Source organism: Aeromicrobium endophyticum (assembly GCF_003586285.1).
GTDB lineage: Bacteria > Actinomycetota > Actinomycetes > Propionibacteriales > Nocardioidaceae > Aeromicrobium > Aeromicrobium endophyticum.
The window spans coordinates 727,186-750,055 of sequence record NZ_QUBR01000002.1; the positions used below are offsets into that span (position 1 = coordinate 727,186).

Sequence of the window (22,870 nt, forward strand, 5' to 3'; positions counted from 1 at the left end):
CGTGACCACGCGCGTCTTCACCAAGGCCCCGGCCACCCTGCCGCTGATGCTCAAGGCGGCGCTGCCGGCCATACCCGTCGTCGGCGCCCTGCCGGGCGTCAAGCACGCACGGGGCACGGTGCCCGACCTGGTGCTCGAGCGCCACGGCGTGAGCACCGACCCGGCGCACCTCGAGGCGTACAACGACGTCTGCGGTTTCCCGCGCAGCGACACCCTGCCCGCCACGTACCCGCACATGGCGGCCTTCGGCCTGCACATGACGCTGATGACCGAGACGACGTTCCCGTTCGCACCCATGGGTCTGGTGCACCTGCGCAACTCCATCACGCAGCACCGGCCGATTCGCGTCGACGAGTCGTTCGACGTGACCGTGCGTACGGCCGACCTCCGACCGCACCCCAAGGGATCGCTGATCGACATCCTCACGGCCGTCACGGTCGGCACCGAGCTGGTGTGGGAGGAGACGATGACGCTGTTCTCACGTCACAAGGGCGGGTCTGCCGAGGCCGCGTCGGCGCCGCTCACGGGCGTCGCCGTGCCGGAGGGTGTCGTGCACTGGAAGCTCGCCGGCGACCTCGGACGGCGCTACGCCGCCGTCTCCGGCGACCGCAACCCGATCCACCTCCACCCCCTCACCGCCAAGGCGTTCGGCTTCTCGAGCAACATCGCCCACGGCATGTGGACACTGGCCCGCTCGCTCGCCGCGGTGCAGAACAAGCTGCCCGACGCCTTCGTCAACGAGGCCGAGTTCCGCAAGCCCGTCCTGCTGCCGACGACCGTGGTATTCGGCTCGACCATCGACGACGGAGTGCTCACCTTCGGCGTCCAGGGCGCCCGCAAGCCGGTCCCCCATCTCGTGGGTCGGGTCCGGCCGCTGGCGTAGCGGTCAGTCCGGCAGGAACCCGGTGGCCGGGTCGATGTCCGCGAGGAAGTCGCGGATGCTCTGATCGAGCTCGGCCTCGGTGGACTGCGCTCCGTCCGACCTCGACAGCCCGAACCCGTATCCGTCGTTGGGGCCCGAGAGCCAGTCGAAGTCGTACGTGCCGGGCTCGTCGGCTCGTTGCCGGACGAGCCACGTCTCGCCGTCGACGCAGGTCTCGTACGGATGATCGTCGTAGCGGATCGCGGGAGCTCCGGCGCTCGGCTCGGGGATCATGCGTCAGCCCTTGGGCGTGATCCTGCGGATCAGACCCTCTTGGGCGACCGTCGCCACGAGGGTGCCGGCCTGGTTGAACACACGTGCCGTGCTGAGCCCACGGGCACCCGACGCCGACGGCGACGTCTGGTCGTAGAGCAGCCACTCGTCGGCGCGCACCGGACGGTGGAACCAGATGGTGTGGTCGAGCGACGCGGGCTGCACCCGGTCGGACCCGATGAACTGGCCGTGCGGCACGAGGCTGGCACCGAGCAGGCTGAGGTCGCTGATGTAGGTGAACGCGGCGTTGTGGATGATGCGCGAGTCGGGGAGCACGCCATCGGCCCTGAACCATAGTCGCTGCACGGCCGGCACCAGCGTGCGCTGCGGATCGTCCTCGGCGCGGTTGTCGCCGATGTAGCGCATGTCGAACGACGCCCACTCGCGCTTCCAGTGGTCGACCGCGTCAGGACCGCGCAGCTGGACGATGTCGAGCATCGGCGTCGCCTCGTCGGGCGACGGGACGTCCGGCATGACGTCCTGGTGGTCCCAGCCGTCCTCCTCGACCTGGAACGAGGCGGTCATGTAGAAGATGATCTCGCCGTGCTGGCGGGCTGCGACGCGCCGCGTCGTGAACGAGCGACCGTCCCGGACGTTCTCGACGTCGTAGACGATCGGGATGCTGGGGTCGCCGCCGAGGATGAAGTACAGGTGCAGCGAGTGCACGAAGCGGTCGTCGGGCACCGTCAGCTGCGCGGCCATCAGGGCTTGCGCCGCGACCTGTCCTCCGAAGACCCGCTTGAGCACGGATGCCTGCGGCTGGGCCCCGCGGTAGAGCCCCACCTCGAGACGTTCGAGCTCGAGCAGGCCGATGACTTCGTCAACTGATGCAGGCACGTGCAGATCGTACCGGGAGGCAGCGATGCCCTGCCGACACCCGGATCGACGTCACAGATCAGGTGAGGCCTCAGCCCCGACCGTAGGCCTCGGCCGCCGTCCAGAACTCCTGTGAGGGCGCCTTGAGGGTCTGTTCGTCGAAGAAGGACCCGTCGGTGAAGCTCAGTCGGACGTGGCCACGCACCGTCCGCTTGCCCGTGTCGGCGATGGAGGCCACCTGCTCACGGGGGATGCGTGCGACCAGGTCGGGGTCGGTCCTTCGTCCGGTGGGGCCGAACGACCAGAGGCTGATGCTCTTCTCGGCCAACGCCAGCACCAGGATGTCGGTGGTGTTGGGAAGTGACCGAGCGATGGTCCCGTCGTCGCCGCCGACGTGCTGGTCCGCGATGTACGTGTCCTTCAAGCGGTTCGCGGCCTTGCCGGCCAGCTCCCCGAGATCGCGAGGTCGCTTGTTGGGGCTGGCGACAGCCGACCCCGACGCCATCACCGGGACGAAGGCCAGGAGCGCGTCGTCACCCAGCACCCCGCGCAAGGTCTCGGCGGGGTCCGGCCCGGCCACGGCACTCTTGATCTTGTCGAACATGCCCACGGTGTACGCCCTTCGCAGAGAAGCTGTCGCGAAGAAGTTATCGCGAGGCAGCGCATCGCGCCAGAGCAAGTCCTCGGCCCGAGGGGGCCCAGCGCGCTACTGCTCGTTCTTGCGCTGACGCGCCAGGAACTGCTCGAACTGGTCGGCCAGCTCGTCGCCGCTGGGGAGCTCCTCGTCGCTGGCCAGCAGCGACTGGGCAGCACCACGGGTGAACGCGTCGTACTGCTCCTCGAGCCCGCTGAGCACGCTCGCGCCGCCCTGCTCCTCGATCTGCTCCTCGATCTCCTTGAGCGTGTCGCCCTCGCGCGCTCGCAGGCGCTCGGTGTCGACGGCCAGCCCCGTGCGATCGACGAGGGCGTCGATCAGGGCCAGCGCAGCCGGCGGGTACTCGATCTGCGCCAGGTAGTGAGGCACGTGGACGACGTAGCCGGCGGCGTCGAGGCCCCACTGGCCGAGCCGGTACTCGAGCAGCGACTGCGCCGACGACGGGACCGTCACGTGCGCCGACCACAGGTTCTGCCGGTCGACGAGCTCAGGACGGGTGCCGTGAGCGGTGATCATGGCCGGTCGGGTGTGCGGGACGCCCATGGGCACGGCACCGAGTCCGAGCGTCAGGGGCACGTCGTGCTCCTCGATGACGTCGTGCACCTCGCTGACGAACCGCTCCCACAGGAAGTCGGGCTCGGGCCCGGCGAGGAGCAGGTACGGCTCGCCGTTGCCGTCGTGCTCGAGGACCACCTGCAGCGTCGGGTCGTCGTAGTCGGCGTAGTGGTTCTCGCGGAACGACATCGTGGGACGCCGGGCGCGGTAGTCGAACATCTCGTCGAGGTCGAACTCGTGCACCACCTCGCCTTGGCCGCTGAGGAGCTGCTGTGCGGCCAGCCGGGCGGCCGAGCCGGCCCCCAGGAAGCCGTCGAAGGCATGGATCAGCACGGGCCCCGAGCCGTCGCCGGACGCCGGGGTGTCGCGCACTCGTCGTGATCGCCAGTTCTTCATCGCCATCGTCAACCACTCACTGCTTGAGGCTATTCCGGGCCAGGACGGCCATCGTGTCGTCGGCGACGGCCTGCGCCGTGAGGCCGAGGCGCCCGAGGATGACGTCGCGCTTGGCGTGGTCGAGGAACTCCTGCTCGACCCCGTGCACCTGCACGGGCGTGTCGATGCCCGCATCGCGGACCGCCTGGGTGATCGCCGATCCGACGCCTCCGTGGCGGCCGTTGTCCTCGACCGTGACCACGATCGAGTGCTCGGCGGCGAGCGCGACGATGGCCGCGTCGACGGGCTTGACCCAGCGAGGGTCGACGACCGTGACGCCGAGACCCTGGCCGCGCAGCAGCTGAGCCACCTCGACGCCGAGGTGCCCGAAGGCCCCGACGGCGACGACGAGCACGTCGGAGGTGTCGTCGCGCGTCAGCACGTCGCACGTGCCGAGGCGATCGACGGCCGGCAGGTCGGGGCAGACCGCACCCTTGGCGAACCGCACGACCGTGGGGGCGTCGTCGACGTCGACGGCCTCGCGCAGCAGCTCGCGCAGCTGCACGCCGTCGCGGGGGGCGGCGATGCGGATGCCGGGGACGATCTGCAGCAGCGACATGTCCCACATGCCGTTGTGGCTGGCACCGTCGTCGCCGGTGACCCCGGCCCGGTCGAGCACGAACGTGACGCCGCAGCGGTGGAGGGCGACGTCGAGCAGCACCTGGTCGAAGGCGCGGTTGATGAAGGTCGCGTAGACCGCGACGACCGGGTGCAGGCCACCCATCGCCAGACCGGCGGCGCTCGTCACCGCGTGCTGCTCGGCGATGCCGACGTCGAAGACGCGGTCGGGGAACTTGTCGGCGAACGCATCGAGCCCGACGGGATAGAGCATGGCCGCGGTGATGCCCACGACGTCGGGACGCTCGTCGGCGATGCGGACGATCTCGTCGCGGAACACCGACGTCCACCCGGCCGGAGCGATGCTGAGCGCGTCGCCGGTGGCGCGGTCGAAGGGATTGGCCTGGTGCATCTGGTCGTTCTCGTTGGCCACCGCGATGTCGTAGCCGTGGCCCTTGGTGGTCAGCACGTGCACGAGCACGGGACCGCCGAACGTCTTGGCACGCTCGAGGGCGTGCTCGACGGCCGCGCGGTCGTGTCCGTCGACGGGGCCGATGTACTTCAGGCCGAGGTCCTCGAACATGCCCTGCGGCGCCAGGGCGTCCTTGACGCCCTTCTTGATCGCGTGCAGGGCCTCGTAGGCCTGCGCGCCGCCGAACCGGCTGCGGTGCAGCCGTTCCTTGATGGCGCTGAGCGTGGGCTCGTAGCGGGGGTTGGTGCGGATCTCGGTGAGGCGGTTGGCGAGGCCGCCGACGGTGGGCGTGTACGAGCGTCCGTTGTCGTTGACGACGGCGATGAGCCGGCGGTCGCTGTCGGCGGCGATGTTGTTGAGCGCCTCCCAGGCCATGCCGCCGGTGAGCGCGCCGTCGCCGATGACCGCGACGACGTAGTCGTCCTTGCCGAGCAGGAGATTGGCCTTGGCCATGCCGTCGGCGTAGGACAGGCTCGTGGACGCGTGGGAGTTCTCGACCCAGTCGTGCTCGGACTCGGCCTGGCTGGGGTATCCCGACAGCCCACCTTCGCGGCGCAGGTCGCCGAACTGGCCGGCGCGGCCCGTCAACATCTTGTGGACGTACGACTGGTGGCCGGTGTCCCAGACGATGCGGTCGGCCGGCGAGTCGAACACGCGGTGCAGGGCGATGCCCAGCTCGACGACGCCCAGGTTGGGTCCGAGGTGGCCGCCGTTGGACGCCACGGAGACGATCAGCAGCTCACGGATCTCGGCGGCGAGCGCCGCGAGCTGGTCGTCGTCGAGCTCGCGGAGATCGGCGGGCCCCGACAGGTCGGCGAGGATGCTCACGTCGGACCCCTTCCCCTCTTCAGCCATAGGGGTCAGTCTATCGAGCAGGTCCGAGCGCGCTGCCCGACGGGCGGGGTCACGGCAGGGTGAGGACGGCGATCGTCGTCTGCTCGAAGCTGCCCAGCCAGACCTGACGGCCGACCTGACGCACCCCCGTCGCCTTGCCGAAGCGATCGTGCTCGTGCGCGAGGTCGTGCACCAGGTGACCGTCCGGTGCGAAGGCCTGGATGCGGATGAGGTTCTTGGCCTGCGGCTGCAACCGCTGCGGCAACGCCCAGACCACCTTGCGCAGCATCGGTGCGCGCGGGAGGAGCCAGTCGAGCACCGGGTCGCGCGGCGACGCGATCGCGACCCAGATGTTGCCGTCCTCGCCGGTCGAGATGTTGTCGGGGAAGCCGGGCAGCACCGCACCGAAGGTCTCGACGGCGCCGGCCCGCTCCCCCGTCAGCCAGACACGCCGCAGGCCGTAGCCGGCGGTCTCGGCCACCACGACGAACGACTCGTCCTGGGCGAGCGCGACGCCGTTGGCGAACGCCAGGTCGTCGAGCACGAGGGTCAGCGTGCCGTCGGGATCGCGCCGGAACAGCCGTCCCGTGGGCCGGTGCTCGATGAGGTCGCCGCGCCAGTGCTCGAAGCCGAACCGGGTCGAGCTGTCGGTGAACCACACGGTGCCGTCGGCCGCGACGGCCGCGTTGTTGCAGAACAGGAGGTCACGGCCGTCGTGGTCGCCGGCCAGCACCGTGACGGCCCCGCCGGGATCGACCCTCAGCAGGCCGCGCGTCGAGTCGCACACGACGTACCCTCCGTGCGGGTGGCGCTCGATGCCGAGCGGACGGCCGCCGGTGGCGGCGATCTCGGTCTCGGTCCCCGTCGCCGGGTCGATCGCGAGCAGCCGTCCGTCCTCGACGCCGGTGAGGACCCGACCGTCGTGGTCGACCAGGACATCCTCGGTGCCGTAGCCGGACGTGCCGTACACGCGCACCGCGCTCGGCGCGACCGGTGTGCCGGCGGCGCCACTGTGAGGCGGCGTCCAGCGGGCCGGGTCGATGGAGGGCTTCACCATGCCCCAGGACTCTACGACGATGACTCGCTGTCTCGATAGCGCCCGCGGACGTGCATCATCGCGGACGCGGCACCGAGCTCGACGTGCTCGACGACTCCCTCGACCAGCAGGCCCCACCCGACGGGGCGCGGCTCGGTGTCGGCCCGGCGCACCCCCATCCATCCGGATGCCCCCTCGAGCACCGGTCCCCACTCGCTGTCGCTCCAGGTGCCCGTCGTGAAGGGCCCTCCCGGAGCCGGGGCCGCACCGGCGAAGGCATCGGCGAGGAAGCGGTGCTCGGTGCCCAGCACGTTGACGACCCACGCCGCCGGATCGGCGTCCCAGAAGTCGGAGTCGGCGTCGACCAGGCCCAGCACCCGGGCGGGCTCGCCGCCCGCGACCAGCAACGACGAGATCGTGAGGCCTGCCCGGTCGCGGGCCGCGCCCGTCGCCCAGACCGACACCGGCGACGGCATCCGGCCACGCAGCCGGCGCAACGGGTCGCGCTCGCCCTCGGGCGGGACGAAGGGGTGGTCGCTGTGGATCGTCACGGCCTCAGCCTACGGATACGGCCTCCCCACCATGACCCGACGCGTGGTCGATCCGTGTCGGGTGTTGACTTAGTTCAAGAGTCGTATTAAACAGGGGGCATGGCAGATGACCTCGTTCTCGGTATCGACTCGTCGACGCAGTCGACCAAGGCCGTCCTCGTCGACGCCGCGACCGGCGAGGTCGTCGCGCGGGGCGCTGCGCCGCACCCGGCAGGCACCGCGGTCGACCCGCGCGCCTGGCTCGAGGCCTTCGACGTCGCGACGGACGGACTCCTCGACCGGGCCTCGGCGATCTCCGTGGGCGGTCAGCAGCACGGCATGGTGGCGCTCGACTCCTCGGGCGAGCCCGTCCACGACGCGCTGCTCTGGAACGACACCCGGTCGGCCGACCAGGCCGTCGAGCTGGTCGCCGAGCTCGGCGGCCCGCAGGCCTGCGCCGACGTCGTCGGCAGCGTGCTGGTGGCCTCGTTCACCTCGACCAAGCTGCGCTGGCTGCGTGACCACCAGCCCGAGGCAGCCGCACGCACGCACGAGGTGCTCCTGCCCCACGACTACGTCTCGCGCCACGTCACCGGCGGCGACGCGTTCACCGATCGCGGCGACGCCTCGGGCACGGGCTACTTCTCCACGGCCGACGACGCATGGCGTCCCGACCTGGCCGAGGCCGCCATCGGCCACGCGGTCTCCCTGCCCCGCATCGTCGGGCCGTCCGAGACCGCCGCCACCACCGCGTCGGGTCTCGTGGTCGGTGCCGGCACGGGCGACAACATGGCTGCGGCCCTGGCCCTCGACCTCGAACCCGGCGACGTCGTGGTCTCGATCGGCACGTCCGGCGTCGCATCGACGATCAGCACGACGCGCGTGGCCGACGGGTCGGGCGCCGTCACGGGCTTCGCCGACGCGACCGGCAACTTCCTGCCCATGGGCACCACGATGAACGCCGCCCGCATCCTCGACCTGCAGTGCGCCCTGCTCGGCGTCGACCACGACGAGCTGGGGCGACTCGCGCTCGCCGCGCCGTCGGGTGCCAATGGGCTGACGATCTCGCCCTACTACGCCGGCGAGCGCACCCCCAACCGTCCGGGCGCGACCGGCACGTGGGCCGGCCTGACGGTCTCGACGTCCCGCGAGGACATCGCGCGCGCCGCCTTCGAGGCGCTGCTGTGCTCGCTGGCCGACGCCGTCGACCTCGTGACCTCCATGACGGGGCAGCCGGCTCGGCGCATCCTCATGGTCGGCGGTGCCGCCGCCAACCCCGCCGTGCACGCACTGGCACCGGCCGTCCTGGGCGCCCCCGTGACGCTGCCGGCACCCGGCGAGTACGTCGCGCTCGGCGCCGCGCGGCAGGCCGCCTGGGCGCTGTCCGGCTCGGAGAATCCGCCGGCGTGGGCTCCCCCGGCGTCCGAGACCTACACGGCCGACGCGACGCCGGCCGTCCGCGAGGCCTACGCCCGCCTGCGCGACCGCACCGAGACCTGGCACTGACCCGCCCCACCGACACCCCGCACGTCCGACATCCAGCACCACCGACAAGAGATTGGCTGAGCATGACCATCCCCACCCCCGCCCCGTCCGACAAGTTCTCCTTCGGCCTGTGGACCGTCGCCTACCCGGGCCGTGACCCGTTCGGCGAGGCCACCCGCGCCGACATTGACCCCGTCTACGCGCTCGAGAACCTCGCCCGCATCGGCGCCTACGGCGTCAACTTCCACGACGACGACCTGATCCCCTTCGGCTCGGACGACGCCACGCGCGACGGCATCATCCAGCGCTGGAAGAAGGGCCTGGACGACACCGGCCTGGTCGTCACGACCGCCACCACCAACCTGTTCACGCACCCCGTCTTCAAGGACGGCGGCTTCACGTCCAACGACCGCGACGTGCGCCGCTTCGCGATCCGCAAGGTCATGCGCAACATCGACCTCGCCGCCGAGCTCGGCGCCAAGGTCTACGTCTGCTGGGGCGGCCGCGAGGGCGCCGAGTCGGGTGCGGCCAAGGATGTCGCGTCGGCGCTCGACCGCTACCGCGAGGCCTTCAACGTGCTCGGCGAGTTCGTGCACGACAAGGGCTACGACATGAAGTTCGCGATCGAGCCCAAGCCCAACGAGCCCCGCGGCGACATCCTGCTGCCGACGATCGGCCACGCGCTGGCGTTCATCGAGACCCTCGACCGCTCCGAGAACGTGGGCGTCAACCCCGAGATCGGGCACGAGGAGATGGCCGGCCTCAACGCCGCCCACGGCTACGCGCAGGCCCTGTGGCAGGGCAAGCTCTTCCACATCGACCTCAACGGCCAGAGCGGCCCGCGCTACGACCAGGACTTCCGCTTCGGCGCCGGCAACGTGCGCGGCGCGTTCTGGGTCGTCGACACGATCCTGTCGGGCGGCTACGACGGCCCCGTGCACTTCGATTTCAAGACCCCGCGCACCGAGGACGACAAGGGTGTCTGGGCGTCGGCGGCCGGCTGCATGACGAACTACCTGATCCTGCGCGACAAGGTGCAGGCGTTCCGCGCCGATCCCGAGGTGCAGGCAGCGCTCGAGGCCGCCAAGCTGCCCGAGCTGGCCGTGCCGACGCTGTCGGAGGGCGAGGGCTGGGCCGAGCTCGAGAAGGCCGAGCTGCGCGATCCCGACGAGCTCGCGGCCCGCGGTGCGGCGTTCGAGCACCTCGACCAGCTCGCGCTGGAGTACCTGTACGGGGTGCGCTGAGCCGTGGCCCAGACCGTCCGGCACGCCGGCGCCACCGGTGCCCCAGCGGGCACCGAGCAGGTACGACGCCAGAACACCGGCCTCGTCCTGCGGTCGCTGCGTGCCGACGGTCCGGCCACCCGTACCGAGCTGGCCCGGCGCACCGGGCTGGCCAAGGCGACGATCGGGACGATCGTGGCCGAGCTCGAGACGGGTCGTGCCGTCACCGAGGGGGATGCGACGTCCCCCTCGGTGTCGTCCGGTCGCGGACGTCCCGGGCGTCCCGTCACCTTGGCCGGTGAGTCGATCATCGGCCTGGGGCTCGAGGTCAACGTCGACTACGTCGCCGCCGTCGCGATCGACCTCGCCGGTCGGGTCACGGTCGTCGAGACGCGGTCGGTGGCCACGGCCGGCCAGCCCCCGAGCACCCGCGAGCTCGTCGAGCTGGCCACCGACGTCAGGTCGTCGCTGATCGCCGACGGCCGCACCGTCGTCAGCGCGACGGTCGCCGTACCGGGCCTGGTCGCCCACGACGGCCGCACGGTCTCGTGGGCCCCCAACCTCGGGTGGGACGGCCGCGAGGTGGCCGCCGAGCTCGAGGAGGCCTTCGACGGCGACTGCCCCACCACCGTCGACAACGACGCCAACTGCGCTGCGCTCGCCGAGGCCTCGCACGGGGTGGCGACCGATGTCGACGACTCCCTCTACCTGACCGGCACGATCGGCATCGGCGCGGGCATCGTCCGCGACGGCGCGATCGTGCGCGGCGGCTCGGGCTTCGCCGGCGAGGTCGGCCACATGCCGGTCGGCGACCCGGCTGCCCTCTGCGGCTGTGGCCGCCTCGGCTGCTGGGAGGCCTCGGTCGGTCTGCGTGCGATGCTCGCAGCGGTCCGCCTCGACGAGCACGCCACTCCCCTGCGCACCGCGATGGCGGTCGCCGAGCGCGCCGCCACCGACGAGCGCACGCGCGCCGCCCTGGAGGTGCTCGGCCTCGACCTCGGTCGCGGCCTCGCGACCTTGGCCGCGATCCTCGACCCGTCGGCGATCGTCCTCGGCGGCTACTTCGTCCCGCTCGGCGAGTACGTGGTGCCCGCCGCCCGCTCGGTGCTGGCCGAACGCCTGCCGACCGCCGAGCTGCACCTGCCCGAGATCCGGCTCAGCTCGCTCGGCATCCACGCCGCAGCCCTCGGAGCCGCCGAGCACGCCCTGACCGACGTCTTCACCGGCGCCGTCACGCTGTCGCCCACCGCGTAGCGCCTCCGCCGTCAGGTCAGGTGGTCGTTGGCCCCGCTGACCCAGTCGACGTAGCGCTGCGCGGACCACTGGACGGTCGCGTCGGCCTGCGGACCGATGGCGGCGCCGAAGTTGTTGTAGAGGTGGTCGTACTGCCACCGCCCCACGTGCTCGGCGATGCGCCGAACGACTGCGGCCGACAGCGGGATGCGGTTGGGATAGCTGCGCAGGAAGGTGACTCCCCCATCGGCGACCGGGAAGATCGCGTCGCCCGCCAGCAGCACGCCCCGCCCCGACGACGGCGGATCGGACCACAGAGCCACGGTGCTGCCGGGGAAGTGCCCGCCGACCTGGTCGAGCACGATGCCCGGCAGCACCTCGAACGGCTCGGTCCACGTCCGCATCGCGGGCGTCCACCGGCCGACCCACTGCTGATCCGCCTCGGCGATCCAGACCGGTGCGTCGTCGAACGCCTCGCTCCACGCCGACTGGACCCCGTACATGTGGGGATGGCTGGCCACGATCGCGGCGATGCCGCCGAGCGCACGGACGCGCTCGACCGACGCGTCGTCGATCAGTCCCGGCGGGTCGAACAGCAGGTTGCCGCCGCCGGTCTGCACCAGCGCGGCCTGCTGACCGATGCCCACGTCGTCGGCACCGACGAACCACAGGCGCTCGGCCGCCGGCTCGACCGTGACGACCCGGCCGGCCGCCTGCAGCCGCGCGACCGTGGTCCATCGCTGACCGGATGCGGGCACGTACTGCCGCTCGTCCTCGCAGATGTCGCAGCGCTCGGGCTGCTCGGGTGACGGCCCGCGCTCGACGCCGCACGTGGCGCACAACCAGGTCGTGACCTGCTCCTGCTGGACCATCGGACGAGCCTAGCCCGCCAGGGCGGCGTCCGCGTCGTGGCAGGCCGAGGCCAGACGCTCGACCGGGTCGGCCAGCAGCGGCTCGAAGGCCAGCTCTGCCGCACCGTGCAGCACCGAGTCGCCGCCGAGGCCGGGCAGCGTCACCCGTGCCAGCTCGCGGGGTGCCGTGAGGGACTGCAGCGTCAGCTGCTCCTCGACGTCGTCCTGCACGAGCGGGAACAGCGATCGCAGGTACCCGCCCAGCACGATGACGCGCGGGTTGAGCATGTTGACGATGCCGGCGATGCCTCGCCCGAGGTGCGCACCAACGTCCCGCAGCTCGGGCGAGGCCTCGTGGACGCCCTCGAGGAACTCCCCCAGCGCCCCGACCCGCTCGGGCGGGCAGCCGATGGCCGCGGCGATCGCGTCGGCGCCGATCTCGGTCTCCCAGCAGCCGCGCGCGCCGCAGTGGCACAGCTTGCCGCGGGGCACGAACGGCATGTGCCCGATCTCGCCGGCGTAACCGCCGGCGCCCTCGAGCTTGTGGCCGCTGACGATGACACCGGCACCCACACCGACCTCGCCCGACAGGTACACCAGGTCCTCGACGCCGACACCGGCACCGCGCAGGTGCTCGGCCAGGGCGCCCAGGTCGGCGTCGTTGCCCAGCACCGGGGTGCCGAGGGCACCCAGCCGCTCGCCGAGGATCTCGGCGAACGGCACGTCGTGCCAGTCGAGGTTGGGCGCCAGGCGCACCAGGCCGTCCTCGGCCCGGATGATGCCCGGCACCCCGACGCCGACGCCCACGAGCGCCGACTCCGGCTCGACGTCCTTGACGACCAGGCGCATGAGGTCGACGACCGAGCTGGTGATGACGTGCGGGTCACGACCTGCCGGCACCGGGCCGGTGGCCCGCGACTGGATGACCCCGCCGAGGCCCACGCGGGCGACCGTGAGGCCGTCGACCCGCAGGTCGACCGCCAGCACGTAGGCGCCGTTGCGCGCCTTGACGTCGACCGACGGGCGGCCCGCGCCGAGCCGGGCGCCGGAGGGCTTGGCCTGCTCGGCCAGTCCCAACGACTCCAGCTCGGCGACGAGCCCCGCGATGGTGCTGCGGTTGAGCCCCATCCGCGTCGTCAGCTCGGCTCGCGAGAGTCGGCCGGCCCGGTGGATGTGCCCCAGGACCGTCCCCAGGTTGTGACGACGCACGTCCTCCTGATTGGTGCCGACTCCCGCGCGCCCGGCGGAGGCCATGGTTACAGGCCTGAAGCGGAACGCCGCCTGCGCGAGATCGCGTCGACGCTCGCCGCGAGCAGGAGCACGCCGCCGGTCACGATGAAGTTGATGTACGCCGCCTGGTCGAGCAGACCCAGGCCGTTGGCGATCGTCGCGATGACCAGACCACCGATGACGGCGTCGCGCGCCTTGCCCTTGCCGCCGAACAGGCTCGTGCCGCCGATGACGGCCGCACCCACGGCGTACAGCAGCGTGTTGCTGCCGCCGGACGAGGTCGAGACCTTGCCCAGGTTGGACGCCGCGATGACGCCGCTCAGCGCCGCCATGCTCGACGCGAGGACGAACACCGACACGCGGATGCGGTCGACGTTGATACCGGCGCGGCGGGCCGCCTCCGGGTTTCCGCCGACGGCGTACACGTGGCGGCCGTACGACGTGCGGCTGAGGATGAAGGTCCAGAAGATCAGCAGCGCGATGACCAGCGGCAGGACGTACGGGATGCCCTCGATGACGAAGCCCGGGTTGGGCGCGCGGTTGAGGTTGAGCACGTACGTGACGACCAGCAGGATGACCGCGACGGCCCCGATCTGCGCGAAGACGACGGCGATCGGCTGGTGCTGCAGGCCCTTGGAGACCTTGACGCGGTGCGAACGAAGCGACAGCAGCGCGAAGACCGCGATGATGACGACCGCGAAGATCCAGCCCCACATGACGGGCACGTTGTTCTTGGTGATGCCCTTGATGACCTCCTGGTCGACGCGGACGGAGCCGCCGTCGCCGATCAGCTTCAGGATCAGGCCCTGCAGGCCGAGGAAGAACGCCAGCGTCACGACGAACGACGGGATGCCCAGCTTGGACACGAGCACGCCGATGACCAGTCCGATGACGGCACCGGTCACGATCGCGCCGAGGACGGCGACGCCCCACGGCATGTCGTGCTTGGCGATCAGCAGGCCCATCACGGACGCAGACGCACCGCCGGTGACGCCCGCCGACAGGTCGATGTCGCCCAGCAGCAGCACGAGCACGAGGCCCATCGCCAGCACGATGATCGCGCCGGCCTGCGTGATGAGGTTGGCCATGTTGAGCGCCGACAGGAAGCGGTCGTTGGCCAGCCCGAAGACGATGAACAGGACCAAGAGGCCCGCCACGGCGGGCAGCGCACCCATGTCGCCGCCGCGGACACGGTTGACGTAGGAACGGACGGCCTCGCCGAAGGTGTTCGACTGCGTACGGTCGTTGGCGAAGCCAGCCTCGTCCGCGTCGGTGGTGATGTCAGTCATGCTCTCGCCCCTCAGGCTGTCGCGGACGGTGCCGCGGCGCCGTCGAAGTCGGTGGATGTGCCGGTCGTGATGAGCTCGACGACCTGACGGGACGTGACGTCCTTCGTCGCGACGTCGGCCGCCACACGACCGAGGTAGAGCGCAGTGATGCGGTCGGCGACCTCGAACACGTCCGTGAGGTTGTGCGAGATCAGCAGCACGCCCACGCCGGAGTCGGCGAGGCGGCGCACGAGGTCGAGCACCTGGCGGGTCTGCGCGACGCCCAGCGCGGCCGTCGGCTCGTCGAGCAGGACGACCTTGGAGTTCCAGAGCGCCGACTTGGCGATCGCGACGGTCTGGCGCTGGCCTCCGGACAGGCTCGAGACGCTCTGGCGCACCGACTTGACCGTGCGGACCGACAGCGACTTCAGGACCTCGCGGGCCTTGCTCTCCATCTCGGTCTCGTTGAGCACGGGGCCGTTCTTGATCTCGCGGCCGAGGAACATGTTCTCGACGATGTCGAGGTTCTCGCACAGGGCGAGGTCCTGGTACACGACCTCGATGCCGAGCGCCGAGGCGTCCTTCGGCCCGTGGACGGTGACGGGCTTGTCGTCGAACCTGTACTCGCCGGTGTCGATCGGGTAGATGCCCGCGACGGCCTTGACGAGGGTCGACTTGCCGGCGCCGTTGTCGCCGACGAGGGCCGTGACCTGGCCGGGGTAGATGGTGAGGTCGACGTCGTGCAGGACGTGGGCCACGCCGAAGCTCTTGTTGATTCCTCGCATCTCGAGGATGGGGGTGGTGCTCATGCTGTGCCTCCGATGGGGCGTTCTGGTCGTGCTGGTGCGGCCGGGTGGAACGAGCGCTGGACGGTCAGCGCTGGCGTGGCGCGGCCCCCCGGGAGGTCCCGGGGAGCCGCGCCACGATGGATCAGCTGATGCCGGCGTCGGTGCACAGCTGGGCGAAGTCGCCCGTGCACAGGTCCGATGCCTTCATGTCGCCGCTGTCGATGACAGCCTTGACGTTGTCCTTCGTGATTGACACGGGGTCGAGCAGGATGGCCGGGACCTCACGCTTGCCGGTCTCGTCCTCGACCGTGCCGGTGGTCTCGGGCTTGTCGCCCTTGACCATCGCGATGGCGGTCTCGGCGAGTGCCTTGGCCTGGCCGGTGGCCGACTTCTGGATCGTCATGCACTGGTCACCCTTGAGGATGTTCTGCAGGCCCTCGACCGTGGCGTCCTGACCGGTGACGGGGACCTTGCCGGCCTGACCGTTCTTGTCGAGGATGGAGATGACCGCGCCGGCGAGACCGTCGTTGGCGGCGTAGACGCCGTCGATCTTGCCGTCAGCCTTGGTGTACAGCTGCTCGAAGATCGTGACGGCCTGCTCGTTGTCCCAGTCGGGGACTGCCTGCTCGCCGACCTTCTTGTACTTGGCGTTCTTGTCGAGGATGCTGTGCGCACCCTGCGAGAACAGCGTGGCGTTGTTGTCCGTCGGCGAGCCGTTCAGGTACACGATGTTCGCGTCCTTGTCGCCCAGGCACTTCTCCAGGCCCTCGCCCTGCAGGGCGCCGACCTTGCTGTTGTCGTACGAGATGTAGACGTCGGCCGAGCCGCCCAGCGTGAGGCGGTCGTAGTCGATGGTCTTGACACCCTGGCTCTTGGCCTTCTCCTCGATGGCCGCACCGGAGTCGGAGTCGAGGTTGACGATCGCGAGGACCGTGACGCCGTCGGTGATCATGCCGTCGGCGATGGTCTGCATCTTGTCGGCGTCGCCCTCGGCGTTCTGGACGTCGTACTTCACGCCGGCTGCCTTGAAGGCCGCCTCGAGCGCCGGCTTGTCGGCGCTCTCCCAGCGGACCGAGGACTTCGTGTCGGGGAGGATGACGCCGATCTTGCCCTCGACCTTGTCACCGCCGCCGTTGCCGCCATCGCTGCCACCGCTGCTGTCGCTGCCACCGCACGCGCTGAGCGCGAGCGTCGCACCCATGACCGTGGCCAGCACGAGATTGCGTGTCCGCTTCACACAGACCGCCTCCAATTCCTCCAGTTGTGCGTCCTGGCCGAGGATGTTTCGCCCACGTAACGCGTTTGTTGTTTGGAACAACGTAATGGGTGACTGGGGTCACGTCCAGCGACTCCGGCAACAAATCGTCGTGTCGCACGACAATTCTTCTCTTTGAGGACCAAAGGCCCGACCGGCCGCGTGTCGACGACGACGAGCCCCGAGTCCCCTTGCGGGGTCTCGGGGCTCGCGTCGCGCCGGATGTCAGTCGAGCAGGCTGCGCAGGACGTACGGCATGATGCCGCCGTTGCGGTAGTAGTTGGCCTCGCCCGGGGTGTCGATGCGGACGACCGCGTCGAACTCCGTGACGCCGCCGTCGGCCGCCGTGGCCGTCACGTGGACGGTCTTGGGCGTGCGGCGCTCGTTGAGCTCGGTGATGCCCGTGAAGTCGAACGTCTCCTCGCCCGTGAGGCCCAGCGACTCGGCCGACTCGCCCGCGGGGTACTGCAGCGGGAGGACGCCCATGCCGATCAGGTTGGAGCGGTGGATGCGCTCGTACGACTCGGCGATGACGACCTTGACGCCGAGCAGCGCCGTGCCCTTCGCCGCCCAGTCGCGCGACGAGCCCGAGCCGTACTCCTTGCCCGTCAGGATGACCAGCGGGACGCCGGCGGCCGCGTAGGCCTCGGACGCCTCGAAGATCGTGGTGACCTCGCCGTCGCCGATCAGGTCGCGCGTGAAGCCGCCCTCGGTGCCGGGCGCCATCTGGTTGCGCAGACGGATGTTGGCGAAGGTGCCGCGGATCATGACCTCGTGGTTGCCACGGCGCGAGCCGTAGGAGTTGAAGTCACGCGCCTCGATGCCGTGCTCGGACAGGTACGTGCCGGCCGGGCTGTCCTTCTTGATGGCACCGGCGGGGCTGATGTGGTCGGTCGTGACCGAGTCGCCCAGCTTGAGCAGCACGCGCGCGCCCGACACCTCGGTGACCGGCGACGGCTCACGGTCCATGCCGTCGAAGTACGGCGCCTTGCGGACGTAGGTCGACTGGGGGTCCCACTCGAAGACGTCGCCGTCGGGCGTCGACAGGTTCTGCCAGCGCTCGTCGCCGGCGAACACGTCGGCGTACTCGCGGCTGAACGTGTCGGAGTCGATCGAGGCGGCGATGACGTCTTCCACCTCCTGCGGCGACGGCCAGATGTCGGCCATGAAGATGTCGTTGCCGTCCTCGTCCTGGCCCAGCGGGTCGTTGAACAGGTCGACGGCCATCGAGCCGGCCAGCGCGTAGGCGATGACCAGCGGCGGGGACGCCAGGTAGTTCATCTTGATGTCGGGGTTGATGCGACCCTCGAAGTTGCGGTTGCCCGACAGCACGGCGGTCACGGCCAGATCGCCGTCGTTGACGGCCTTGCTGACCTCGGGGATCAACGGCCCGGAGTTGCCGATGCACGTCGTGCAGCCGTAGCCGACGAGGTTGAAGCCGAGCTTGTCGAGGTAGACGTTGAGCCCGGACTTCTCGTAGTAGTCGGTCACGACCTTCGAGCCCGGTGCCAGCGTCGTCTTGACCCACGGCTTGCGCTGCAGGCCCTTCTCGACGGCCTTCTTGGCCAGCAGGCCCGCGCCGATCATGACCGACGGGTTGGACGTGTTGGTGCACGACGTGATCGCGGCGATCGTCACGGCGCCGTGGTCGAGCTCGAACGACGTGCCGTCCTCGAGCGTGACCGACTGCGCGTTGGACGCGTCGGACGAGCCGGCGTAGTCGGCCAGCGCGGTCTGGAACGACGAGGCCGACTCGGTCAGCGAGACGCGGTCCTGCGGGCGCTTGGGACCGGCGATCGACGGCACGACGTCGCCGAGGTCGAGCTCGAGGTACTCCGAGAAGCGCGGCTCGTGGTCGGGGTCGTGCCACAGGCCCTGGGCCTTCGCGTAGGCCTCGACGAGCGCGATCTGCTGCTCGTCGCGACCCGTGAGGCGCATGTACTTGGTGGTCTCGTCGTCGATCGGGAAGACCGCGATGGTCGAGCCGTACTCGGGGCTCATGTTGCCGATCGTGGCGCGGTTGGCCAGCGGCACCGCACCGACGCCCGAGCCGTAGAACTCGACGAACTTGCCGACGACGCCGTGCTTGCGCAGCATCTCGGTGATGACCAGCACCAGGTCGGTGGCGGTGGCGCCCTGGGGCAGCTCGCCCGACAGCTTGAAGCCGACGACGCGCGGGATCAGCATGCTGATGGGCTGGCCCAGCATCGCGGCCTCGGCCTCGATGCCGCCGACGCCCCAGCCGACGACGCCCAGGCCGTTGACCATCGTGGTGTGCGAGTCGGTGCCGACGCAGGAGTCGGGGTAGACGACGGTGCTGCCGTCGGACGCCGTCTTGTCGAACACGACGCGGGCGAGCTTCTCGATGTTGACCTGGTGCACGATGCCGGTTCCGGGCGGGACGACCTTGAAGTCGTCGAACGCGCCCTGTCCCCAGCGCAGGAACTGGTAGCGCTCGCGGTTGCGCTCGTACTCGATCTCGACGTTGCGCTCGAAGGCCTCGGGGGTGCCGAAGACGTCGGCGATGACGGAGTGGTCGATGACCATCTCGGCCGGCGCGAGCGGGTTGATCTTGGTGGCGTCACCGCCGAGGTCGGCCATCGCCTCGCGCATCGTGGCGAGGTCGACGACGCAGGGCACGCCGGTGAAGTCCTGCATGATCACGCGGGCGGGCGTGAACTGGATCTCCTTGCTCGGCTCGGCATCGGCGTCCCAGGCGGCGAGCGCCTCGATGTCGGCCTTGGTGATGTCGGCACCGTCCTCGGTGCGCAGGAGCGACTCGAGCAGCACCTTGAGGCTGAACGGCAGCGACGAGACGTCGAGCCCCTCACCGGTGACCGCACCCAGGCGGTAGTAGTCGTAGGAGGCGTCCCCGACTGAGAGCGAGTCCTTGGAATTGAAGCTGTCGACGGCCATCGTCATTCTCCTTCGCGAGGTCTGTTCCATCCTGCCCAGCGGCGCCTCGCGGCGCACGGTCAGGCTCACCTAACCCCGGGTGCACGATGTATCTTGATATCAAGATACATGATGTCGAGACGACATGCACACGCAGCAGGAGCGCTCAGAACAACCGCGGGAAGCGCAGGACCTGCGCGAAGAAGGCGATGTAGGTGACCGCGACGGTCAACAGCCCGGCGACGCCCATGACCTCGATGATCATCAGCCACCGACTGCGACGCTCACCGGTGACGGCCTGCTCCCCCACGCCCCGCACGACCTCGGTGCGCGCGACCCGGTCGGCGAGACCGCGGTGGGTCGACAGCAGGATCGGCACGATGAGCACGAGCAGGGCGAGGTACGCCGCTCCCCCGACGTGCCACGCGTCGGGGGTGAGACGGCGCAGGACGGTCGGCAGGCCGATCGGGACGGCGGCGGCCGCGAGGTCGAGCAGCACCGCCACCACCACGCCGCGCAGCAGGCCCCGCGCGGCACCGGTGGGCCTGCCGGTCTCGACGTCGACCACGGCGAGGCCGACGAGGTGCTTGCCGACGCTGTGGCCGCGGATGCCCTGCCGCAGCCCGTTGTTCACCACCACGAACAGCTCGCCCACGAGCAGCCCGGTGAGGATCAGGCCGTCCGACATGCTGACGGTCCAGAAGTCGCCGCCGGGCCCGTCGTCGATCGCGAGCCGGAGGCTCTCGACGACGAAGTAGATCAGGGCGCCGAGGGAGAACGCGGCGCTGAACAGCAGCGCGTCGCGGCCCATGGCCTCGCGACGCAGCTGCCGCACGGTGCGGTCGGCCGTCTCGGTGCGGTCGGACGTCTCGGGGGTCTCGGTCATCACCTCTCCTAACGCATCGACCGGACGTACGTCACGAGCCGTCGTCCGTCCCGCACGCGGTCCTCCCAGGTGATGCCGACCCCCAGCAGGACGGCACTCACCGCGGCGATCACCACGGCCCGCGGCGCGGCGTTGGCGTACGGGCCGATGTTGAACAGCACCAGCAGCGTGAGGATCGTCGTTCCGGCGACGAACGGCGCCTGCCACCTCAGACGGATGCCGATGGCCAGCACCGCCAGCGCTCCGGCTCCCAGCAGCAGCGCCCGCAGCTCGGTGGGCGCGGCCAGCGACTGCGGGACGCTCGGCAGCAACGACACCGCGAGGCCGGGTCCGAGCACCGCCCAGGTGCTCGTGTCGGGCTTCTTGGTGGCTGCGAAGACCCCCGCAGCCAGGCCGGCGACGCCGAGCGGGAGCGTGTAGGCCTCGACGAACGAGAAGCCGCTGTCGACGATCAGGGCGACGTAGGCCACGACCAGCGCCGACATGCCCGGCCACACGAGCCACCGCCGACTCGTGGCCGTGACGCTGAGCGCGATCAGGCCGACCCCCGCGATGGTCCACCGCACGGCGATCTCGCCCGAGCTGCCCGGCATCACCAGGGCGACCGCCAAGGCGGCACCGGCGGCGATCTCGACGGCCGGAGCCACGGGATGCTCCGGCACGACGAGGCGGACCGCGGCCATCAGGGCGAGCGCCACGACGACGGCCACGAGCGGGACGGCGGAGTCGTCGGCGTCCGTCAGTGCCGTGACCGCCGCGCTGCCGGAGACGAGCAGGAGCGTGCCGGCCGAGGCGTGCACGAGCCGCAGGACCTCTCCGGCGCTGACGAAGGCGATGCCGAGCAGGAGGGCGCCGCCCGCGACCCACGTGACCGCCGAGACCCCCTGGGAGGCGAGGGCGAGCGCGGACGCGAACAGCACGAGCGCCAAGGACACGGGTGTCGGCACGGGCCAGACGCCGCGCAGACGCAGCACGGCGACCACCGCCGCGACCGCCAGCAGCGACGCCACGCCGCCCCACACGGGCAGCCGCAGCGCCACGACGGACGTCACCACGCCGAGGGTTAGCGCCGCGCCGAGCACGGAGCTGCGCCACGGGCGGACGGACGTGAGCTCCGGCCACGCCAGGACGAACCAGGTCGTGACGAGCAGCCCGGCCAGCACGACCGGGACCGCCCACGCGGCGTGGTCACCGCCCACGCTGGCGAGTCTGGCGTCCCACGCAGCGCGCCACGGATCGTCGACGACCCGGCCCACCGTGCCGAGCGCCTCGCCCAGCAGGAACAGCTGGACGACCCCGACGGCGGCGACCATCGGCGTGGCACCGAGACGCGCGCCACGGACCCAGTCGCCGGTGCCACGCGAGGCGGTCGCGGCCAGCACCACGGCGAGCAGCGTCACGACCGACCAGGCAGCCTCCTCGGGCCCGGCGTCGAGCACCGGCGTGACGACGAGCACCGAGACGGCGACGACGGCCAGCGCCACGGCCGGGATGCGCACGACCGGCACGAGCCACGCCACGGCCAGCGACGTCAGGCCCATGAGCAGCAGCGGCCCTCCGTGGCCGCCGGCCGCGGCCTGGTCGAGCGAGGGGTGAGCGGCGAGCTCGACGAGCGAGGCGACGTAGGCGACCACGTAGAACGCCGCGACGACCACCCGCGCCACGATCGTCATGACGTGCGAGCCGGCCGGACGCGTCCACAGGGCCAGCAGCCCCGTCACGACCAGCGCCACGACGGCGCGCCACGCGACGTCCCAGTCGTCGCCGACCGCCCCCGCACCGGCGCCGGCCGCGGCGATCGCGAGGCCGGCCGCGACCGCGGGCACGACCAGGTCGACCGAGAGGTGGGGTCTGGCCCACATCGAGAGCCCGACGCTCAGCACCACGGCGACCATGCCCCACATGACCCACCCGGCGGCGACGTCGAGGGAGCCCAGGCCGACCAGGCCCTCGTGGCGGGCGGCGAAGAAGTCGAGCGTCAGCAGGGCCAGGAAGACCGCCCAGACCGCCTCGGCGGACGCGCGAAGGGGCCGGCGGGTGACCCAGACGCCCAGGCCTCCGATGACCGCGGTGACCCCGAGCAGGATGAGCGTGCGTCCTGCCAGGCCGATGTCCTCCCACGACCGGGTGACGAAGATCAGGCCCGCCACGACCAGGCCGAAGGCGCCCAGCACGAGCAGGATCGTGCCGACCGACCACGACCGCTCGCGTGCGGGCGCCCGGACCGGTGCTGGGGGCGCGGGCATCGACGGGAAGGTCCACCCGGGGTGCGGGGGCGCGGCAGGGCCGGGCTGGGGCGGTGCGACGGGTCCGGGCTGCGGTGGGGCGGACGCCGGAGTCGGCGGGACGAAGCTCGGCGGCGGAGTCTGGGGCGGGGCCTGCCGCGGCGGTACGGGCGCAGCCTGCTGCGCCGGCGGAGCGTGGGGCGCCGCGGTCGGCGGAGCAGGCGGAGCCTGAGGCGGTACGGGCGCAGCCTGCGCCGGCGCGTGGGGCACCTGCGCCCGGGGGCGCCGCGCGGCCCGCGCGAGCAGGTCGTCGGCCTGGAGCAGCACCTGCCACAGCTGCCTGACCTCGAGCGAGGTCAGGTCGAGACCGCAGTGCGGGCAGGCCGGCTGGCCGGCGATAGCGCCTCGACACTGCGGACAGGCCTGAGGATCGGCGAAGCGCATG

General features: G+C 71.0%; 19 protein-coding genes. 4 read left to right on the forward strand and 15 right to left on the reverse strand.

The annotated features are described in order from the left end of the window. The first annotated feature begins 1 nt into the window (after window position 1). A complete protein-coding gene (locus tag DX116_RS14140; RefSeq protein WP_199716084.1) occupies window positions 2-883 on the forward strand; it encodes a MaoC family dehydratase in 882 nt (293 codons plus the stop codon). 3 nt (window positions 884-886) lie between these two features. Here the strand turns inward: DX116_RS14140 and DX116_RS14145 are convergent, their stop codons facing one another. From DX116_RS14145 to DX116_RS14175, 7 genes are all read right to left on the reverse strand, one after another. Then, on the reverse strand, window positions 887-1,156 hold the full coding sequence (locus DX116_RS14145) for a hypothetical protein (RefSeq protein ID WP_119704885.1): 270 nt from the start codon (window positions 1,154-1,156) through the stop codon (window positions 887-889). A gap of 3 nt (window positions 1,157-1,159) precedes the next feature. Then, the gene (locus tag DX116_RS14150; protein ID WP_119704886.1) at window positions 1,160-2,032 is read right to left on the reverse strand and encodes an acyl-CoA thioesterase; all 873 of its coding nucleotides are present in this window, start codon (window positions 2,030-2,032) and stop codon (window positions 1,160-1,162) included. 70 nt (window positions 2,033-2,102) lie between these two features. Next, on the reverse strand, window positions 2,103-2,615 hold the full coding sequence (locus DX116_RS14155) for a hypothetical protein (protein ID WP_119704887.1): 513 nt from the start codon (window positions 2,613-2,615) through the stop codon (window positions 2,103-2,105). Window positions 2,616-2,717: 102 nt separating this feature from the next. After that, window positions 2,718-3,617, reverse strand: a complete 900-nt coding sequence (locus tag DX116_RS14160) for a PAC2 family protein (RefSeq protein WP_119704888.1) — start codon at window positions 3,615-3,617, stop codon at window positions 2,718-2,720. A gap of 16 nt (window positions 3,618-3,633) precedes the next feature. Beyond that, window positions 3,634-5,541 carry a 1-deoxy-D-xylulose-5-phosphate synthase gene (gene dxs, locus DX116_RS14165; RefSeq protein WP_119704889.1) on the reverse strand — a complete coding sequence of 636 codons (1,908 nt, stop codon included), beginning with the start codon at window positions 5,539-5,541 and terminating at the stop codon, window positions 3,634-3,636. A 49-nt stretch (window positions 5,542-5,590) separates the two neighbouring features. Continuing rightward, a complete protein-coding gene (locus tag DX116_RS14170; RefSeq protein ID WP_119704890.1) occupies window positions 5,591-6,577 on the reverse strand; it encodes an SMP-30/gluconolactonase/LRE family protein in 987 nt (328 codons plus the stop codon). A gap of 11 nt (window positions 6,578-6,588) precedes the next feature. Continuing rightward, window positions 6,589-7,107, reverse strand: coding sequence for a flavin reductase (locus DX116_RS14175; RefSeq protein ID WP_233556789.1), 519 nt, complete (start codon window positions 7,105-7,107; stop codon window positions 6,589-6,591). Between the two features lie 99 nt (window positions 7,108-7,206). Here DX116_RS14175 and xylB point away from each other — a divergent pair, with 99 nt between their 5' ends. The 3 genes from xylB (at window position 7,207) to DX116_RS14190 (ending at window position 11,048) form a co-directional block, all read left to right on the forward strand. Next, a complete protein-coding gene (gene xylB / locus DX116_RS14180; RefSeq protein ID WP_119704891.1) occupies window positions 7,207-8,592 on the forward strand; it encodes a xylulokinase in 1,386 nt (461 codons plus the stop codon). Window positions 8,593-8,654: 62 nt separating this feature from the next. After that, window positions 8,655-9,815: a xylose isomerase gene (gene xylA / locus DX116_RS14185; protein ID WP_119704892.1), complete on the forward strand. Its 1,161-nt coding sequence runs from the start codon at window positions 8,655-8,657 to the stop codon at window positions 9,813-9,815. A 3-nt stretch (window positions 9,816-9,818) separates the two neighbouring features. Continuing rightward, window positions 9,819-11,048 (forward strand): ROK family transcriptional regulator, encoded by a 1,230-nt coding sequence (locus DX116_RS14190; RefSeq protein WP_119704893.1) that lies wholly within the window; start codon window positions 9,819-9,821, stop codon window positions 11,046-11,048. An 11-nt stretch (window positions 11,049-11,059) separates the two neighbouring features. Here DX116_RS14190 and DX116_RS14195 read toward each other — a convergent pair whose 3' ends face one another. From DX116_RS14195 to DX116_RS14230, 8 genes are all read right to left on the reverse strand, one after another. Continuing rightward, on the reverse strand, window positions 11,060-11,899 hold the full coding sequence (locus DX116_RS14195) for an MBL fold metallo-hydrolase (protein ID WP_119704894.1): 840 nt from the start codon (window positions 11,897-11,899) through the stop codon (window positions 11,060-11,062). A gap of 9 nt (window positions 11,900-11,908) precedes the next feature. Then, window positions 11,909-13,132, reverse strand: a complete 1,224-nt coding sequence (locus DX116_RS14200; RefSeq protein ID WP_119704895.1) for an ROK family transcriptional regulator — start codon at window positions 13,130-13,132, stop codon at window positions 11,909-11,911. Window positions 13,133-13,134: 2 nt separating this feature from the next. Continuing rightward, window positions 13,135-14,397, reverse strand: a complete 1,263-nt coding sequence (locus DX116_RS14205; RefSeq protein WP_119704896.1) for a sugar ABC transporter permease — start codon at window positions 14,395-14,397, stop codon at window positions 13,135-13,137. Window positions 14,398-14,408: 11 nt separating this feature from the next. Then, entirely contained in the window at window positions 14,409-15,185 is a 777-nt protein-coding gene (locus DX116_RS14210; protein WP_119704897.1) for an ATP-binding cassette domain-containing protein, read from the reverse strand. Between the two features lie 121 nt (window positions 15,186-15,306). After that, a complete protein-coding gene (locus tag DX116_RS14215) occupies window positions 15,307-16,401 on the reverse strand; it encodes a sugar ABC transporter substrate-binding protein (RefSeq protein ID WP_119704898.1) in 1,095 nt (364 codons plus the stop codon). Window positions 16,402-16,644: 243 nt separating this feature from the next. Beyond that, on the reverse strand, window positions 16,645-19,335 hold the full coding sequence (acnA, locus tag DX116_RS14220) for an aconitate hydratase AcnA (protein WP_119705649.1): 2,691 nt from the start codon (window positions 19,333-19,335) through the stop codon (window positions 16,645-16,647). A gap of 145 nt (window positions 19,336-19,480) precedes the next feature. After that, a complete protein-coding gene (locus DX116_RS14225; protein ID WP_119704899.1) occupies window positions 19,481-20,200 on the reverse strand; it encodes an RDD family protein in 720 nt (239 codons plus the stop codon). Between the two features lie 8 nt (window positions 20,201-20,208). Beyond that, window positions 20,209-22,869 (reverse strand): zinc ribbon domain-containing protein, encoded by a 2,661-nt coding sequence (locus DX116_RS14230; protein ID WP_147393674.1) that lies wholly within the window; start codon window positions 22,867-22,869, stop codon window positions 20,209-20,211. Window position 22,870: the final 1 nt, after the last annotated feature.

What these genes read in the sequence shown, in the direction of transcription:
- DX116_RS14145 (WP_119704885.1), bottom strand. Translation starts at nt 1,156, where the DNA reads ATGATCCCCGAGCCGAGCGCCGGAGCTCCCGCGATCCGCTACGACGAT.
- DX116_RS14155 (WP_119704887.1), bottom strand. Translation starts at nt 2,615, where the DNA reads ATGTTCGACAAGATCAAGAGTGCCGTGGCCGGGCCGGACCCCGCCGAG.
- DX116_RS14160 (WP_119704888.1), bottom strand. Translation starts at nt 3,617, where the DNA reads ATGAAGAACTGGCGATCACGACGAGTGCGCGACACCCCGGCGTCCGGC.
- dxs (WP_119704889.1), bottom strand. Translation starts at nt 5,541, where the DNA reads ATGGCTGAAGAGGGGAAGGGGTCCGACGTGAGCATCCTCGCCGACCTG.
- DX116_RS14170 (WP_119704890.1), bottom strand. Translation starts at nt 6,577, where the DNA reads ATGGTGAAGCCCTCCATCGACCCGGCCCGCTGGACGCCGCCTCACAGT.
- xylB (WP_119704891.1), top strand. Translation starts at nt 7,207, where the DNA reads ATGGCAGATGACCTCGTTCTCGGTATCGACTCGTCGACGCAGTCGACC.
- xylA (WP_119704892.1), top strand. Translation starts at nt 8,655, where the DNA reads ATGACCATCCCCACCCCCGCCCCGTCCGACAAGTTCTCCTTCGGCCTG.
- DX116_RS14195 (WP_119704894.1), bottom strand. Translation starts at nt 11,899, where the DNA reads ATGGTCCAGCAGGAGCAGGTCACGACCTGGTTGTGCGCCACGTGCGGC.
- DX116_RS14200 (WP_119704895.1), bottom strand. Translation starts at nt 13,132, where the DNA reads ATGGCCTCCGCCGGGCGCGCGGGAGTCGGCACCAATCAGGAGGACGTG.
- DX116_RS14205 (WP_119704896.1), bottom strand. Translation starts at nt 14,397, where the DNA reads ATGACTGACATCACCACCGACGCGGACGAGGCTGGCTTCGCCAACGAC.
- DX116_RS14210 (WP_119704897.1), bottom strand. Translation starts at nt 15,185, where the DNA reads ATGAGCACCACCCCCATCCTCGAGATGCGAGGAATCAACAAGAGCTTC.
- acnA (WP_119705649.1), bottom strand. Translation starts at nt 19,335, where the DNA reads ATGGCCGTCGACAGCTTCAATTCCAAGGACTCGCTCTCAGTCGGGGAC.
- DX116_RS14225 (WP_119704899.1), bottom strand. Translation starts at nt 20,200, where the DNA reads ATGACCGAGACCCCCGAGACGTCCGACCGCACCGAGACGGCCGACCGC.
- DX116_RS14230 (WP_147393674.1), bottom strand. Translation starts at nt 22,869, where the DNA reads ATGCGCTTCGCCGATCCTCAGGCCTGTCCGCAGTGTCGAGGCGCTATC.